This window comes from Xanthomonas sp. NCPPB 1068, assembly GCF_041479385.2.
Lineage (GTDB): Bacteria > Pseudomonadota > Gammaproteobacteria > Xanthomonadales > Xanthomonadaceae > Xanthomonas > Xanthomonas cannabis.
In genome coordinates, this window is record NZ_CM192986.1 from 4,206,082 (window position 1) to 4,222,777 (window position 16,696).

The 16,696-nt window shown below is 59.5% G+C and carries 9 protein-coding genes and 1 pseudogene; 7 read left to right on the top strand and 3 right to left on the bottom strand.

Going from position 1 to position 16,696, the window contains the following annotated elements:
• The first annotated feature begins 1 nt into the window (after position 1).
• Complete coding sequence (locus ACCQ12_RS17845) at positions 2-2,365, top strand: response regulator (protein ID WP_243851645.1); 2,364 nt, start codon at positions 2-4, stop codon at positions 2,363-2,365.
• A gap of 175 nt (positions 2,366-2,540) precedes the next feature.
• Here ACCQ12_RS17845 and ACCQ12_RS17850 read toward each other — a convergent pair.
• Positions 2,541-2,741: pseudogene (locus tag ACCQ12_RS17850) on the bottom strand (DNA methyltransferase); the annotation flags it as partial.
• A gap of 875 nt (positions 2,742-3,616) precedes the next feature.
• Here ACCQ12_RS17850 and ACCQ12_RS17855 point away from each other — a divergent pair.
• The 6 genes from ACCQ12_RS17855 to ACCQ12_RS17880 all read left to right on the top strand — a co-directional run bounded on the left by ACCQ12_RS17855 (position 3,617) and on the right by ACCQ12_RS17880 (position 14,482).
• Positions 3,617-8,584 (top strand): NACHT domain-containing protein, encoded by a 4,968-nt coding sequence (locus tag ACCQ12_RS17855; protein WP_372382379.1) that lies wholly within the window; start codon positions 3,617-3,619, stop codon positions 8,582-8,584.
• 113 nt (positions 8,585-8,697) lie between these two features.
• Positions 8,698-10,065, top strand: coding sequence for a hypothetical protein (locus tag ACCQ12_RS17860; protein ID WP_372382380.1), 1,368 nt, complete (start codon positions 8,698-8,700; stop codon positions 10,063-10,065).
• A 500-nt stretch (positions 10,066-10,565) separates the two neighbouring features.
• A complete protein-coding gene (locus tag ACCQ12_RS17865) occupies positions 10,566-11,240 on the top strand; it encodes a hypothetical protein (RefSeq protein ID WP_372382381.1) in 675 nt (224 codons plus the stop codon).
• A 61-nt stretch (positions 11,241-11,301) separates the two neighbouring features.
• A complete protein-coding gene (locus ACCQ12_RS17870) occupies positions 11,302-12,921 on the top strand; it encodes a hypothetical protein (RefSeq protein ID WP_372382382.1) in 1,620 nt (539 codons plus the stop codon).
• A 73-nt stretch (positions 12,922-12,994) separates the two neighbouring features.
• Entirely contained in the window at positions 12,995-13,330 is a 336-nt protein-coding gene (locus ACCQ12_RS17875) for a hypothetical protein (RefSeq protein WP_372382383.1), read from the top strand.
• A gap of 387 nt (positions 13,331-13,717) precedes the next feature.
• Positions 13,718-14,482 (top strand): MobA/MobL family protein, encoded by a 765-nt coding sequence (locus ACCQ12_RS17880; protein WP_372382384.1) that lies wholly within the window; start codon positions 13,718-13,720, stop codon positions 14,480-14,482.
• Positions 14,483-14,691: 209 nt separating this feature from the next.
• Here the strand turns inward: ACCQ12_RS17880 and ACCQ12_RS17885 are convergent, their stop codons facing one another.
• Together ACCQ12_RS17885 and ACCQ12_RS17890 are read right to left on the bottom strand one after the other, a co-directional pair.
• The gene (locus tag ACCQ12_RS17885) at positions 14,692-16,296 is read right to left on the bottom strand and encodes a DUF3987 domain-containing protein (protein ID WP_372382385.1); all 1,605 of its coding nucleotides are present in this window, start codon (positions 16,294-16,296) and stop codon (positions 14,692-14,694) included.
• Positions 16,293-16,685, bottom strand: coding sequence for a hypothetical protein (locus tag ACCQ12_RS17890; RefSeq protein ID WP_372382386.1), 393 nt, complete (start codon positions 16,683-16,685; stop codon positions 16,293-16,295). The genes ACCQ12_RS17885 and ACCQ12_RS17890 overlap by 4 nt, the downstream gene beginning before the upstream one ends.
• Positions 16,686-16,696 lie beyond the last annotated feature (11 nt).

Sequence of the window (16,696 nt, forward strand, 5' to 3'; positions counted from 1 at the left end):
GATGCTGGAAGACAATGCCCTCGATGCCGAACTCATCGGCGCGCAGCTGGCAGCCGCACGGCTGAAGGTCGACATCACCCGGGTGTGGACACGCGATGCGTTTGTGCAGGCGCTGGCCACGCAGCAGCACGACGTCATCCTGGCCGACCATGTCCTGCCCGGCTTCGACGGCGACGCTGCGCTGCAGATCGCCCAGACGCTCTACCCGCAGATACCCTTCATCTTCGTCTCCGGCACGCTGACCGAGGAGTTGGCCGTTCAGGCGCTGACGCGCGGCGCGCGCGACTACGTGGTGAAGCAGCGCCTGCAGCGCCTGCCTGATGCGATCATGCGATGCATCAGGGAAAGCGGCGAACAGACAAGGCTGCTTGCGGCCCAAAACGACCTGCAGGAAAGCCGTCAGCGCCTGCAGCTCATCACCGATTCGCTGCCGGCACTGATTGCACATCTGGACATCGAGCACCGCTATCGCTTCGTCAACAATGCCTACACCCTGTGGCATGGCCGTCAGGCGGAGCAGTTGGTGGGCATGCATGTGCGCGATATCGTCGGCCACACGATGTTCGATGAGATAGCGCCCTACCTGCGCAAGGCTTCGGAGGGCGAGCGCGTCCAGTTCGAGGCGCGTCTGCCGCGACAGGACGGCGGGTTTCGTTACGCACTGGTCGACTGCGTCCCCGAGACGGACCGCGATGGGCAGGTCAACGGGTATTACTCGCTGGTGCGGGATATCAGCGACCTGAAGGACGCGGAGATTTCGCTCCGAGAAGCCAACGAATCGCTCGAGCGTCAGGTGGAAGAACGCACGGCAGACTTGCGCAGCAGCGAGAGCCGCCTGCAAGCGGTGTTTGAATCCAGTTTCCAGCACCAGAATCTGCTCTCTCCAGACGGCTACATCCTCGATGCCAATCTCGCATCGCTTTCAGCGATCCTGGCGCACAAGGACGATGTCTGCGGCACGCTGTTTTGCGATGCCCCCTGGTTTTCCGAAACGCCGGACATCCGCAGTCTGGTCGCCGACGCGATTGCCGCTGCAGCAGCAGGAACCGCCTCGCAGCACGAGCTCAAACTGGTCCTTCCAACCGGGTTGCGGTCGTTCGACTTTTCCTTCCGCCCTCTGTCTGACTACCAGGGCACGATCACCGCTGTGGTATCGGAAGCTGTCGAGACCACTGCGCGACGTCAAGCCGAAGAAGCGCTAAGGCAAAGTCAGAAGATTGAGGCAGTGGGACAACTCACTGGTGGCATTGCGCATGACTTCAATAACATCCTGACCGTCATCGCCGGCAACGTCGAGCACGCCAAGCTCTACATCGACCGCATGGGTGAGGCGGCGGCCGTTCCGTCCAGGGCGATGGACAATGCGCTGAAGGGCGTGACACGTGCTGCCTCGTTGACCCAGCGCCTGTTGGCATTCGCCCGCAAGCAACCGCTGCAGAGCCAGGCAGTCGATCTCAATGAACAGTTGCTCGGGATGCAGGACATGCTGCGGCGGACCCTGGGCGAATTGGTGTACCTGGAAATCCTGACGGCCCCGGACGTCTGGTGCGTCGAGGTCGACCCAAGCCAGGTCGAGGCATCTGTACTGAATCTGGCGGTCAACGCCCGTGACGCCATGCCCAGTGGAGGGCAGTTGACCATCGAGGTCGGCAACGGGCATCTGGAGCATGACTACGCCAACGTACTCGCCGACGTGCCTCCGGGTGAGTACGTGATGTTGCGCATTCGCGATACCGGTCACGGGATGTCGGAAGAGGTGATATCGCGTGTCTTCGAGCCATTCTTCACGACCAAAGACGTCGGGCGCGGTACCGGGCTCGGGCTGTCGATGGTCTACGGCTTTGTGAAGCAATCGGGTGGTCATGTGCTGATCGAATCCACGCCTGGCCGCGGCACGCTCGTCACCATGCTGTTTCCACGCTCATCGCTGCCGCTGTCCGGCGTTGCATCGGCTGCCAGGCACGAGCACGACCGGTATCGCACGAGCGAGGAAACGGTTCTGGTCGCCGAAGACAACGATGACGTGCGCGCATACACCGTCGAAGCGTTGCGCCAGCTGGGCTATAAAGTGCTCGAGGCACACGATGGGGCCTCGGCAATGCGCTTGCTGGAACGTCGCGATGTCAAGGTGGACCTGCTGCTTTCGGACATCGTGATGCCTGGAATGAGCGGCTGGGAGCTTGCACGCAAGGCGAAAGCCCAACTGCCGGCCTTACGCATCCTCTTTGCCTCCGGATACCCGCGCGACTTCAACGCCAAGGAAATCTCGCGAAGCGACGCGGCCATCCTCGTCAAGCCCTTCACCCGCAGCGACCTTGAACGCGCGGTTCGCTTGAGCATCGATGGATCTGACGCGGCGGCTTAGTTGCCGTTGGATAAGGCCATGTCCACCTGACGCGTAGAAGGAAATATGGGCAGTCGGTATTGCCCTTTCATGCAGTCTGGGAACTTGTTCACGACCTTCTGAGGATCGACCAAATTCCGCGCGATGCCTCGTTGAAGATGTAAGGCGGGAGGGCGCTCAAGCGCCCTCTTTTACCTCAGAGGTGGTGGAGACGCTCGCAGGTCACAGCGGCATATTGCTCCGTCATCTCAATGCCGACCGCTTCGAAGCCCTCCAGCTGCGCTGCGACCAATGTCGTGCCTGAGCCAGCAAAGAGGTCAAGTACACGACCATCCGACTCATGGATCACGCCGGGCAACACCGACGCGCGGCGATCAAGCGGCATGTGGCCCTTGTTTTTCCGAAGAAAAGATCATGGCTTCCTGCGCGAACGTAAGAGCGAGGGTGGTGACCGAAATCCACTTGGCTGCGCAAGCAAGCGCATTGCGCTGACGCGCGACGACGAAGCCCGCACACGCAGCCGTTTATCGAGAACCCGCCTACGCCGCGATTAGCTACGCAAAAAGACCTTCTCCGATAGGTCTCTGAAGACTATCGACAGTGTTCCGACGGCAACAAAAAAGGCACTTGGGCGGGCATCCCAAGTGCCTGCTATCTATTGGTGGGCCCACCAGCACACGAATAAAAAATGCATCCAATTGTTTTTACTGGACTTTCCTTGAACAAACTAGAACATCGACTCACTTTTTGACTCACTTTTAAGTCGACGTGAATCGGACATCATTGGACGACCTCAGACAGTTTGAGGGCAAAGCTGCCTACGACCAAGCACGCCAGTGTCGCTCGTGTGTGCTCTGCGAGCTCTACAGAAACAGCACCCGCCTCCCAAGCCCGAGCATCTAGGCTCTTGGCCGACTCTCACGCGCGCACCGATGGGATTGATCACCAAGACCGATCCGCCGGGAGCGCCGGCCGACGCTGGACGGTAGACCTAGAGAACGGCGGCTTTCGGCCAGTTGCCATCGTTCGCCCCACGGGAGCAACTGTCAGGTCCAGACTCGCTGCCGTCGGCGGCTTCCCGTCTGCGAAGTCGGAGGTGTCCGTGACCGGACTCCCAGCAACCGGCACGCTGGTCAAGCGTTGTTGGCAAGGGAACGAGCCCCCTAATCCCCGACCCGACGGCCACGCTGACACGCCGTGGGCGGCTAACATCGATCCTAGGAGTCGACTGAACATCACAAGACGGGGCGGGCAAATGAATCGGACAAAGGCATGGCGCAGCGCGCCGACGATCAGCAGCATGACCCGCCGGCCAACCCCGGCGTTCGACCGATGAGCGGCCCGTCACCCACCGCGGGCGGCCGGGCAACGGAAGCTGGCATGTCCTTTCAGGCGAGCGTTGCCGCTTGGTTCGCCGCCCATCTTGTTGCGGACATGCCGGTTGGCGAGAAGGTCGGCATGGCTGGTGACACACGCCTTGTCGAACTTCAGTGCGAGACCGCCGACCCCATGGATGACGTCGTTGCCCGTCTGGCCAACGGCGGCAAGATCTACGTTCAGTGCAAAACGCAGGCCGGGTTGGCAAGAACGCACGACAGCGCCCTCGGGCGCACGATTTCCCAGCTCGTCGGCCTGTATCTCGACGTCGCTCAGGCCGTGGGGACCGCGCAAATCGTCGCCGTGCTCGCAGTACAGGAATCGGCGCCGCGCTCGCTCGACAATCTGGAAGGGGCATGCCGTATGTTCGATGCCGGCGGGACATGGCCCACCGTCTTGGCTCTGCTGTCGGCGGCGCAACGCGAAGCGCTGGCTTTGTTCGAGGACCACGTTCGCGCTGCGTGGGCGGTGCGGAAGCCCGTCGGGCCGAGCGACGACGACTTGGTGGCGATGGCGCGGCTATTCCGCATCGCGCGTTTTTCTGAGCCCGGAGAAGGGGCGGAATGGCGTCTCGCCAGTCATCTGCTGGGCGGACGGCTGTACGGCAGTGCTGACAAAGGCGAGCAGCCGATGCTCGCTCTACTCGACATCAGCCGACGTGCCATCAGGTCGGGCGCGCCGCAGGATCGCAACGGGCTGCTTCGCAGCCTCCGGTCCGCGGGCCACTTGGAAGTCGCCGCCCCTGGGTTCGACGAAGACATCGCGACCGTCCTCACCTACTCAACGCATGAGCGGGAGCGGCTAAAGAAGCACACGGTGCTACCGCTCGACGGCATCGCGCCGCTTGAGCGGGACTGCCTGAAACCACTACTGGACGCTGCCAGGGATGGAAGCCTGCTGGTCACTGGCGAGCCTGGTGCCGGCAAAACAGGGGTCCAGCTGCGCTTGGCAGATCTGGCTGAGCAAGAGTCTGGCCCGGTATTGTTTCTTTCCGTCGAGCGGTTCTCAGGATTCACGCACCGACGCAACTTCCGGGACGAGCTCGGCATCGTCCACGACCTCCTGGACGTGCTGGCTGCATGGCCGGGCGACACACCGGGGCTACTCATCATTGACGCCCTGGACGCCTCGCGAGGCGGCCCGTCAGAGCAGGTGCTGGCGACCTTCATTGCCGATGCGGTGGCGAAAATCGGCGTGCGTTGGTCCATCGTCGCCTCGATCCGCAGTTTCGACCTCCGCAATGGGCGGCGATTCCGTGACCTGATGCGGGGCAGCCCGCCGGACCAGAGGTTCATGGAGAAGGAGTTGGCCGACGTACGGCATTTCCACGTCGCGCGCTTGTCTGCTCGCGAACTCGCTGCCATCGCTGCAGGATCGCCTGAACTGAAGGACCTTGAGTCGACCGCGCCGGATAAGGTCAAGGAGTTGCTGCGCAACATCTTCAACCTGTCGCTTGCCGCAGAACTGCTCGCCTCAGGGGTGGAGGCGGAAGCAATACGCCATCTCGCAACGCAGTCGGAGCTGATCTCGCGATATGAGGACGTGCGACTGACAGGACACCGGATGCAACGCGCCGCGAAGGCCGCCGTGACGCAGATGATCCAGCGGCGCCGTCTGATCGTGCCGTCCACCGCTATCGAGCATGATGCGGTAGACGATGTTCGCGCGTCCGGCGTGTTGGTATCCGCCGGCCGCGATCGAGTTGCCTTCGCGCACCACGTTCTTTTCGACCATATCGCTGGCAGGTTTTATCTTGACGCGAGCGACCCCGAGGCGTTGCGCGGACAGCTGCCGAGCGATGCGGCCACGGCGCTCTTGCTTGGGCCGGCGCTGCGCTTCGCGCTTGAGCGACTGTGGAAGGAAGGTGGCGCCAGCCATGACAGCACTTGGCTGTTTCTGCTGAACCTCGCCTCTGAAGACAAAGCTGACCCCGTGCTCCTCAGCACGGCACTGCGGACCGCTGCTGAACAGGTAGTGGTGCCATCGGACATAGACGGACTGCTCCTGGCGCTGAGGGCCTCCGAGAATGCAACGGCGCCCGGCAAACTGCTTGGACAGCTCTCGCGGTTTGTGGGAATGACAAGTGCTCAGGTCGCACCGGACGAGGCGGCGGCACCGGCCGCGCTCGCCTGGATGCGCGTGGCGAGATTTGCCGCAGCATCGACAAATCCGCAAGCCGTTGATGCCGCACGCATGTTGCTCATGGCGTACTCCGACCGGATCGAGCTAAACGATGCGTTGGTTCTCGCGGAGTTCGGAGAGGCCGCGCGGACGCTACTAAGCGCCGTGTGGTCAACCGACGTGACACATCCCGCGCTGGCGTCTGCAGCCATTAGCTTCGTGACGCGATCTTACGGGGCCGATTGCGCGGCGTCGCGCGCCTTGCTCAAGCGAATTCTGGAAGACCGGTTTGAACAGCACGCATCAAACGAGGCCCCGTGGCTCGCCGATGGCGTGCGCAACATCTATCCCCACGACCCAGACTTTGTGGTTCACATTTATGGCAGTCTTTTCGAGCGAGACGTGACGGACCAGAGCAAGACATGGATAGGTGGGACTGCGAGTCGCATCCTCCCACTGACGTCCACCCATCGCCAGGACTACCAACACGCCCGCTGGCAGCTTGGCCAGTCGCTGTCGCCGTTCCTAAAGGACCATCCAGCCGCAGCAACCCGCGCCGTCATCAGTGCAGTGCGGGGGCTGAACCTGGAGCGCCGCAGCGGACGTGGCCAGACGCCGCAGGCGGTTACCGACGTTGACGTTGATGGTCGGCTCGTCAGGGTTATCGACGACTACCTGACGCTGCAGGACTGGCGTGCGAGGAAGTCTTATGACTCCGAGGTTCTCACCAGCTTTGTTAGCTTCCTCAATGATTGCTCAGACGCGGCATTCCGCACGGTCGTCGAGGCGGCCCTGCAGGAAACCACCAACGCGGCGGTCTGGTCGCGGATATTGGGCACCGCCGCCGATCGTGGGCCGGCCGCAGACAACCTCCTCGCACCACTCGTGCTGCAGCCCCGGTTTCTCGAGATATCGGGCGTGACGCGAGACGCCATCATATTCTTGGCCGCCGTTTACCCCAGGCTGGCGCAAGAACAACGCCGAGCGCTGGAGGAGTATTTCCTACAAGACAGCTTCCTCGATGACGAGGGCCAAGCACGTCTGCTGAGCCGATTGCTTTCTAACGTGCCCGCCGAACAACTGGCAACTGAGGCCATGCGCGCGCAGCGCACAGCATTTAACATGGCTGGTCATCTGAAGGGGAACCGGCCCGCGATGGAGATGTCGTTTGGTTGGGCACCGACTGACAATATCGTCGATAGCATGCTGCAGAGTAGCGGCGCGAATCTGGAGGAAAGTCCAAACCGAGAAATCCGAGCCGCAAGCCGGCTGGTCGAGGATGCGGTCAAGGGGCTGCCGGAGAACGCTGATGCATCGGCTCTTGTCATCCTTTGGGAACATGCAGCCAGCTTAGCCGGGTTGCTCGATGAGGAACCTACGCCGCCCCCTCATCCTCAGCTGACTCATTCGAGCTGGGGAGCGCTGAGCAACGCAGTTCAAAAGCTTGCCGCCAGTCAAGCCTATGAGCCCGGCACCAGCGGCTTGCCAGAACTGAAAGAACTGCTTGACCTGATTGATCGTTTGTCTGCGAGCCCATACCCGGAGTCTGCCAATGATACGTCCAAGGGCATCGGCTGGGGCAATTGGGATGTGCGCGTGTACGCAGCAGAGAGCATCACGTCTCTAGCGCCTCGATTCGCTTTGAACCGTCCAGACTTACTAGACAGGATGGAGCGCTGCCTCGATGACACAGCGCCCACTGTCAGACATCAGATATCAGCTCACCTGAACGTGATTTGGAATGTGGCACCTGACCGCATGTGGCAATTGGTCGAAAAGGTCGTGGAGCACGAAACCCATAGAGCTGCCCTAGCTTTTTTTGTGTCTGGTCCTTTGTGGTCAATAGCTCACAAGTATCCGGACCGCATCGCGCAGATTCTGTCGCGGTTGCTGAGCAAGAACTGGCCAACAATCGAGGGGAGCCCTCCCGAAGAGCGTGATGGGTTCACTGACGCGGTGGCGGACCTGATCGCGTTTCTATACGTGGCCCACGGCAGTGACATCGCCTGGCAATGGATCGAGCGCTGGGTGACCGACCTGCAGCAGGGCGCCAGATTCCTCACGGCCATGTTACACGGCCTGCGGGAGGTGTTCTTCTTCGCCTACCGACCAACGCCAAGCGCAGAGGATCTGCAAATGGTGCAGCGGCTTCAGCGACTAGTCCAAGCTGCAGCCAAGAGTGCGGCGGCTGACCAGAATGCAGCGTGGCCGTATCTCCGCGGTACATCCACTGACGAGGCCGAACGCTGGCGGCCCCAGTTTGATGCTGCAGACAAGGTTCTCAACCAGATCTGTAATCAACTCTACTTTGGGGCTGGCGCGTTCAATTCTGGAAACCGGGACGAGAGGGAACAGCCGGGCCTTCCCGATCCCGAATCCAAGCAACGATTCATCGTCGACTACGCGCCCATCCTCGACATCCTCAATAGCTATTCCCAGGCCCGCACCACCTACAACCTAGTTAGCTTGTATGGCTTCCTTGCGGAAGGAAATCCAGGCGCGATCTTTGATAACGTGGCAAATCTGCTGCTCGGTGCCGGCGCCCAGGATGGGTATCACTATGAGCACCTGGGATCCGAGGGCTTGGTAAAGCTGGTCAGGCGCTACTTGGCCGACCACCGCGGCATCTTTGATGACGCGCAGAGGCGCGGCAAACTAATCAAGATCCTGGAGCTTTTCTCTGGGGCTGGCTGGCCAGAGGCCCTGCGCCTGATGTTCGAGCTTCCGGACCTGTTGCGGTGAGCGGCAACGGCAGGTCAGCCTTCCGGCGCGCTTGGCGCGAGTCCGTTGATCGCTTTCGCGCAGAAGAGCCGATTCTGCGAGAAACTTACGCAGGAGAGCTCGGAGCTGGCCAAGTGACGATCGAAGAACTGCTTGAGCGTCCGACACGCCGGTTCCTGATCGACAGCCTCCTGAAGGCGCTGGACTGGAATCCAGACATGCCGAGCCAAGTTGTTGAAGAGGTGCGTAGCCGCGACAAGGATAGCAGGCAGCCGCTCTTCTTCGACTACCTCGGCCGGGCGCAGGACAAATCGCCAGCACTGCTGGTAGAAGCAAAGCGATTTGACGCTGATCTCCCGCGGCAACCTCGAGGGGAAGTTTCTTCGAGCCACGAGATAACGCGCCTCATCTGTGACGGGCTGACGCAGTTGAAGGGCGGCAAGAACGCACTCGAACTTCTTTCGTCCTGGAAAGGTTGGCTCACTGATCTGATTGGCTATGTCAAGTCGCTCTCGGATAGCGAGCAGAAGGGGCTCGCCCGCGTCGTCATCACGGCAGGGCAGTGGCTCATTGTCTTCAAGCGGCCGTATTCGAGCTTTGTTGCCGACACTGTTCTGGACCCGGATGACGTAGTCTGCTTCAGCTCCTTCGAAGAAATGGAGACGAGGTCGAACGAAATCTTCGACCTGCTAAACCGTGCGCGTCTCATCGATACCCTGCCACTGACGATGGATATCGGCGAAGCGCTTGCGGTGATCCAGCCAGGCGACATCCAGGCCATGTTCCGTGGTGTCGTCGTGTCAACGCAGCGAGTGGGACCAAAACGCGCCAGCTACCCGCACAGAACGGTGATTCCTGCCATCACATTTTTAGTTGGCAACCGGGAATTTGCGGTCACCCGATACGGTGGTGAGCCCGTCGTGGAGCCCATCACTATCAACGGACTAGGTGACTTTCTCCAACGGCTAGCGACCGAGGGCGATGCTTTCGAAGCCGCAGTGTTACGAGATTTTGGTCGCGAGGATCTCCGTCCCTCTCCCGTGACTCTGTTCCCACTGACGGCCAGAACGTTTGTGGAGTCGGCGCATCCGCCGCTCATCGCGTCAACTGCGGCCCGGGCGACCGCCAGACAACCCAAGCGGCCAACACTAGTGATGGAAATCGACGAATCTGGGGGAGCGGCTGACTTCCTTGCGATCACGGGGGACGTGTGGTTCTACAAGGCCCCAGCACCGTTTGCCGGCGATTGCCAGTTTCACAACTACCCAGCAGCAAGGAAAGCAGGCTTCGCTAGTCAAACTGCAAGCATGGGCGAACGGCCCGATTCCTACACAGCGTCAGGAGATCTGCATCATTGCGAGCATCAGACGCTACTGTCTCAGCGCAGGCCGGAGGGCCGTTGTCAGCTGACAGCATTGGAGACTCACCTGTGCTGCCGGGCCTGCGTCTTTCACAACGTCTGCTGGGAGCCGGAAGAGTTGCCGCGGCTGCCCTGCGAGTAACTTTCCGCGAATCCGTAGGTTTCCGGTTGCCGAGACATTGTGGCGATGACCGTGAGTTCGCATTCGGACAGCGACTGACACCTTACGCAGTACAGCTGTCTTTCAGATTGGCGGAGCGAACGGCAGCAACGGGTCGCTTTCTGACGGTCGGGCCGCTGCCGGCTTCTGGCAATTTGAGAACCCACCATGGTCAATACCAACGCCGATCCCGGTCAGCTCCGCTGGCAATCGCTGGTCAGTTGGCTGGCAATATGCAACTGGTGTTGCCGTGTTGCTATCATGTTGGACCTGCTGCCTTAAACGCTTACCTCATGAGCCCAGAGTAGGCGCGCCAAGACGAAGTGCTTTCCAGTCGAGCATCTTTCCGGTGTTTTCGGACCTAGCCACTAGACTACGCCCAGTCCTGACACCCCATTCATGGCAACTGCGCTAACGCCGTTTTAGCCCATCTCTTTGAACCCGTGATTACGAACGAGATGTGCCCATACTGCTTGGTCATCATGGTAAAGGCCGAGAACCTGGATAACAGCCGTTCGGTCGAGCACCTAATCCCCAATGCCGCGCTGACGCGGAAACGCAAGAACGACGAAGGTGATTTCTATGCATGCCGTCGATGCAACTCCCAGAAGAGCAAGGTTGACGAGATCATCGGCGCCATGGCAAAGGCCCAGTCGGCCGATAGCGAGTTGGCGGCGTCAGCATTGATCAAGCTTGTTACGCGTCATGAGGGCCTGCCTGCACGCTATGCGCGAATGCTCGATTCGGCTCGGCCTGATCTGGACGGTGTGCACGTTGACATGCCCCTCACCGGACCCGAACTGATCCAGTACCTCACCTTCCTAGGTAAGGGCTCCTACTTCAAGAAATTCAAGAAGCCATTGCGGTCTTCCAGTCAGATCATGCTGTTTGACCTGCACAACAAGCAAGTACTGGCATCCTTTGAGCAGGCCTATGAGACCAAGCATGGCACCCGACCCGTCAGGGATCTGGAGACCAACCCTCGTTCAGAGGTAATTGAGCCCGGTCAAAGCGTGATCTGGTCCAAGGGCACGACGTTCTTCATCGTCCTGCACGATTATCTCGGCATCAGCATCAAAGTCAGGCCGCGCAATCGAAAGAATGAGATGCGCGCGCGCACCGCAACCAACTATCTTCTTCAGCACTTTGGCCACTGAGCGCCGGAATGAACACGCGTCCTATGGTCTCAGCAGCTTCAAAATTAGAAGCGTGACAATCTTGAACATATATCTCCGGGAACACCTTGTTCGTCTCCAGGAACAGATAGGCGTTGATCCGCTTTCCCGTACCTTTATCTTCCACCGCAAGTATGCGAAAGACCGTCACGTACCCTATCCCGACGATCTGAGCCGCCCTTGGCTCTCGGTGCTACTGCGCCATGCCCTGACCCCCGAGTCACGTCGCGCCCTTTATCCAAGCCGCTTTGACCTTGGTCATCCATCGGGAGGTACGGCGGAACACGCCACAGTCAGCGAGTTGATCCAACACCTCGAGAAGGAATCCCAGCCAATCAATGAGGAGCAACGGTCAGGGCGCACATCAGCATCCAAGCTCAGGGGCGAATTAACACGACGCAGCAAGCGGGATCTGAACACCGTACTGAAGGGCATACGGGAGACCACTGAACGTGTGATCGACATCGGTCAATCCGAGCAGCCGCTGGTCAACCTCAAGGTCATCAACCTGCTGCACCAACTGACCCGAACCCGCAGCAACCGTCTGTTTCAGCTCATCGACCCACCCGAGCACGTCAATCGGACCAAGCGCGCCAGGCATGTCACGTCCCATACGCTTGAGCTCAAGGACGCCTATCCTGATTCACGGAACCCAGATGCCACCCTCCTGATCGCCGACCTGATGGCGTATCTGAGCGCGGAGATCGACAGCATCCGCCTTGCGCAGATTGATGATGCCACGCCGCCATTGCCTGAAATACTCCAGATGATTGAGAATCAGAACGCCAGGCTCGGCCGACAGCTGCGGGGTCATGGCAATGGAGAACAAAGCCAGCATGCCGCCGCTTATAACTCTCTTACCTCAGCGATCGACGCGTATACATTATCGCCTCAGCCGACGCAGAGCCGGCTGGACGAGACTCTCTATACCTACCTGCGCACTCTGCGCTTCCGGCACTACGTTGGGGGCTTCGAGCAGACCATGGCTCTGGCAGTGATCAAAGGAACGGTCACCTCCATCGCCCAGGAGATGAGCGCACTGTGCGATCAGATCAGTGATAGATGGGGATTTCGCCTTGAGTTGCACAATAAAGTACTTTCCATCAATGCGCTGCCGGACTTCATTGAGCAATGGAAGCCGGAACTGCTCGCCCTGGTTGAATGCGCTACGGGACTGACCCGTTCCCGCAACGCCGATCAAATCAAACACGCGGAAAAGCTCCTAAACTTGTACACATATTTCGAGCACCGCACCCGTGATCTTGATGCCAAGCTTCTTTCAGTCTGGGACTGCGTTGCCGCGCTGTGCACCATCCGACACGAGCTGGCAGTCAAGACCCAATACAGCCCTTACTGGTATGGACAGAAGTCACAGGGCAACAATCTGCTGATGCATCTGAACGCGAAACGTAGCATCGAGTCCCTCTATCAGGACGACTACGTGCCGCACGGGGTCAACCAGATCCTGTACCAGCGATACAACAACATGTTGAGCGCATTGATTGGAATTGGAGAAATACACGAAGCGCGGATGGCGTTCAGACTTTCCCGCCTTAAGCAGCACGCCAAGATTCTTCGATTCAACGACGCAACCCTGATCCGTGCAGAACTCCAACGGCTTGATCAATACTGCACTGAGAAAGCTACGCTAATCCGCAATTGAGCGCAGTCAGTAACCATGGAGACCGCACAGAGGAATCGCGGATCTGGCTCAGCGCCAGTCGAAGCATACTGAAGTGAACGAGCATCCAGCCTCCTTCGATCAGGGCAACCCAGGCACCATGGAAGAATTCGCAGCGGCGCGTAGTCGTTGCACTCGACTGTGGCTGCTGCGAATTCTTGACGCCAGTCCCAGCCGTTGTGGGAACGATGACATCATGCACGCAGGCCTGTCGCACGTCGGGCTACCCATGGCTCATGATGAGTTGCTGACGCACCTGCACTATCTGGCTGAGAAGGACCTAGTCCAACTGGAGTACGTTGACGACTTCAGCTTCAAGGTATGGGTCATCAAACTCACACGTAAGGGGCATGACGTGGTCAACGACCTGATCGTGATGGAAGGCATTTAGCGGCTCTCAGCCGCTGACCAGTCCTTATAGCAAGGCCACGCTCATCAACTTCATGGGCTGGACATCGGATCCAGTCGGGTTGAGATGGCGTGTTCACTCTTCAGACAATAGCGATCATTACCCGATATCGTTACACCTATCCGACGACAGACATGGCGTGCGTATGTATTTTCTTACTGCCGGCCTATGTCTATGAGGAAAGATGCAGTTGAGATGACTTGACAGCGAGGGCAACTGGCTACTGGTACTCCACCACATAGGGTGGGGTATTTGGTACGCGCACTTACCGTTTCCTTCAAAGCTTCATAAATGCACCGATCCGAGAGCAGCCAGCGAGGAACACTTCGCTGGTTTTTTTGTTGATCCTCAGGAAAGGGTAGTACGCACATGGCAAGCTTTCATCACCGAGTCAAAAGCGGCAAGAAGGGAACCGCAACAGAACACGCCACCTATATCGCCCGGCAGGGCAAGCACCGGCACCGCGAAGACCTGGTTTGTGCTGGGCACGGCAACCTACCTGCCTGGTCCCAGGATGATCCGATTCGTTTCTGGAGAACGGCCGATGCGCACGAGCGTGCCAATGGCGCGGTCTATCGCGAGCACGAGATCGCCCTGCCAGGAGTACTGTCACGCGAGCAGCAGATCGAGTTGGCCCAGACGCTGGTTCAAGAGCTGATCGGTGACAAGGCCTATCAATACGCGATCCACGCACCCGACTCGGCGTTGGAGGGCGTAACGAATGCGCACCTACACCTGATGTACTCCGGGCGCATCCCTGACGGGTTCGATCGAGGCCCGGCACAGATGTTCGCCCGGCACAATCCTGTCAACCCGGCGCGGGGTGGGTGCAAGAAGGAGGGTGGTGGGCGCAGTCCCCTTCAGGTTAGAGCCGATCTGATTACCCTGCGTAAGCACAGCGCAGACATCCAGAACGCGGCGCTGGCCCGTTATGGATACGATGTTCGCGTGGATCACCGTAGCTTGAAGGAGCAAGGCATCGAACGGCAGCCCGAGCGCCACCTGGGTCCGGCTCGGATCAGAAGCATGTCAGAGCGGGAAAAGGTTGCCTACGTGGCAGCACGCCGCGATGCGCGCCTGTCACAGACTGAGGTGGGAACGTCATTGGATTGGATGCATGACGCTGAGGACTAACGACTAGGCAGAACTGTGCCTGCCCGTTACTTCGGGACGGGCAGGCACAACCGGGCACTCCGTGGTTCGCGTAGCATCCGGCGCAGTCGTCGCGCTAGGCATCCAAACCAGTTAGGGCCGGGGTATCACCTTCAAAATTCCGCAAATTTTGCTCCTGCATTAGCATCCTTAGCAGGAATTCGCACCCCCAGCCCTTTTTTTTAACAGGATCAGCGGAGCTGCTGCCGCTGGTCTTCCGCCGCGAGCAACTCAACCGTGGCAGCCAACCCTCCCCTATCCGTATGCTTTTCGGCGATACGCACGCGCCCCATATCCTCTAGCCGACCCAGCAGTCGGTGGACATGTGCGCCGCGCAGCTTGTATGGGCAGAACTTCATGAGGTTGCTAATTTCGCGCAGGTCGATGAAGCGATTGATCCGGGTTCTGCGTATCGGATTGCGGAACTTCTTGACCATCCAGTCGTAGAGTTTCAGGGCATCCAAACCCTCCTGATCTTTTGGCACTATATACTCCATGTAGTCCTTGGAGCCTTCGTCGCACAGGGCTATAGCGGCCAGCACGCAGTCCTCGCCGATGTCGGACTCGAAGCGTTCGGTAACATGGAAGGCAGCTGCCAGACGCGCGACAACATCTGCAAGCTTGGAAGCGTGATCAGTAGCCGAATGGTAACGACCGCCCTCCCGTATCTCATATTCGACATAGTCTAAATACTTCATCCACACGTAAGCCGCCTGCGGGCTGAACTTCAACGTCGTGCGGGTGCATTCACCTGCACGCGCCAAGTCAATGTATTGACCCAGTAGTGTCTTGAGATTTTGCGTGAACCGATCACGGCACGCTTTCGACACCGTACCAATACGGGATAGGCGTTGGCCCTGCGTAGTGCCAACCCAGCTAAACAGAATACGTGCCATGTAGCCGGAGTCGATGCTCGCCTTGCCGCGTCCGGCCATGATGCCCTTGAGCTTGTCAGGCTGGAGCATTAGGCATTTTGCCAGGCGCGGCTCCATGACAACGAAGCTGTCCGTCGTGATCCGGGCCACATCGATACGCTGGTTACTCCAGATATCGCATAAGTCCGCATCACTGGGAAGAATGACCTCATTGAGCAGCTTCCAGCTGTCACCGGATAGCCAAGCGACTGACGGAAGGGCAGCCAGCCCGTTCTTGACCACCTGAACGTTGGCGTCCTTGAACATCAGCTTCATCCGGCCACGCTCCTCTGGCTTGTTCATCTCGTGCTGGCGGATCTGATCATCAATGTCCGCCGTGTCGCGTCCCTCCTTAGCCAAGGCGGCATACTTTGCGTTCAAGGCACGGTACTTGCGCGTCCAGGCCCGCAAGTTGCCCTGAAGCTGCTGGACATGCGCCGCCTCCAGCGCCGACAACTCATCATTCATGTCAGTGAATGCGCGGAAGAATTCATTATCCAGTACCGTCTTGCGCTCGCCGGACTTGGCGCAGATCAGGGTGTACATGGATAGGCCGACCCGGCCTCCCCTGGGCTTTTCTACGTCAAACATGCCCTGCGCTGCTGCACAGCAGGCGGTAGCGGCAATGTAGTAGGCCATCTTCTTGGGGGTCTGATGGTCCTCCGTCGCCTCCAGGACGGCGGCCTGGTAGGTAGGCAAACGGAACTGGCCAAATTGGGGCACCCCCCCGAAGGGAAAGGCGTACGGCTTATCGGCCATGGGAGCGTACTCGGCATCGCTGAGTCGCAAAGCTCCAGTGGAGGACACACTCGTCGAGCACGTGACCTGACCATGCACGAGTACACCAGCGGGCAACAGCGAGGAGTCGTAATACATCTTCATGCGGAAGCCTCCTCACGAATGGGATGGCCGGGCATGCCGGCCAGCAAATCTGGCATCGTGTTGTGCTTCGCTGGCGAAATGGGGTGCCTGCACGTCTTGCAGTGCATAGCATCGCCGTTCCGCTTGCGGCGTTCAGTCTCCGCGTCCAGAAGTTCGCGAAAGCGAGCCGGGTGGAGCTTCAGACCGTACTTGTCCTCCAGCGCGGCCAGAATCACTTTCTGCGGCACCTTGCGTGCGATGGCCGGAACGATCAGGTCGTAGGCTTCGCGGAACAAGGCCTGCTTGCGTTCCTTACGATTGGGGTCGGCGTGCTCGAGCGCAGCGGCCAGTTGGGCGAGGCGATCGTCGGCCTGCGCATCGTTGAGGCTCACCGTCGCTTTCTGACTCATAGTCGTCATCA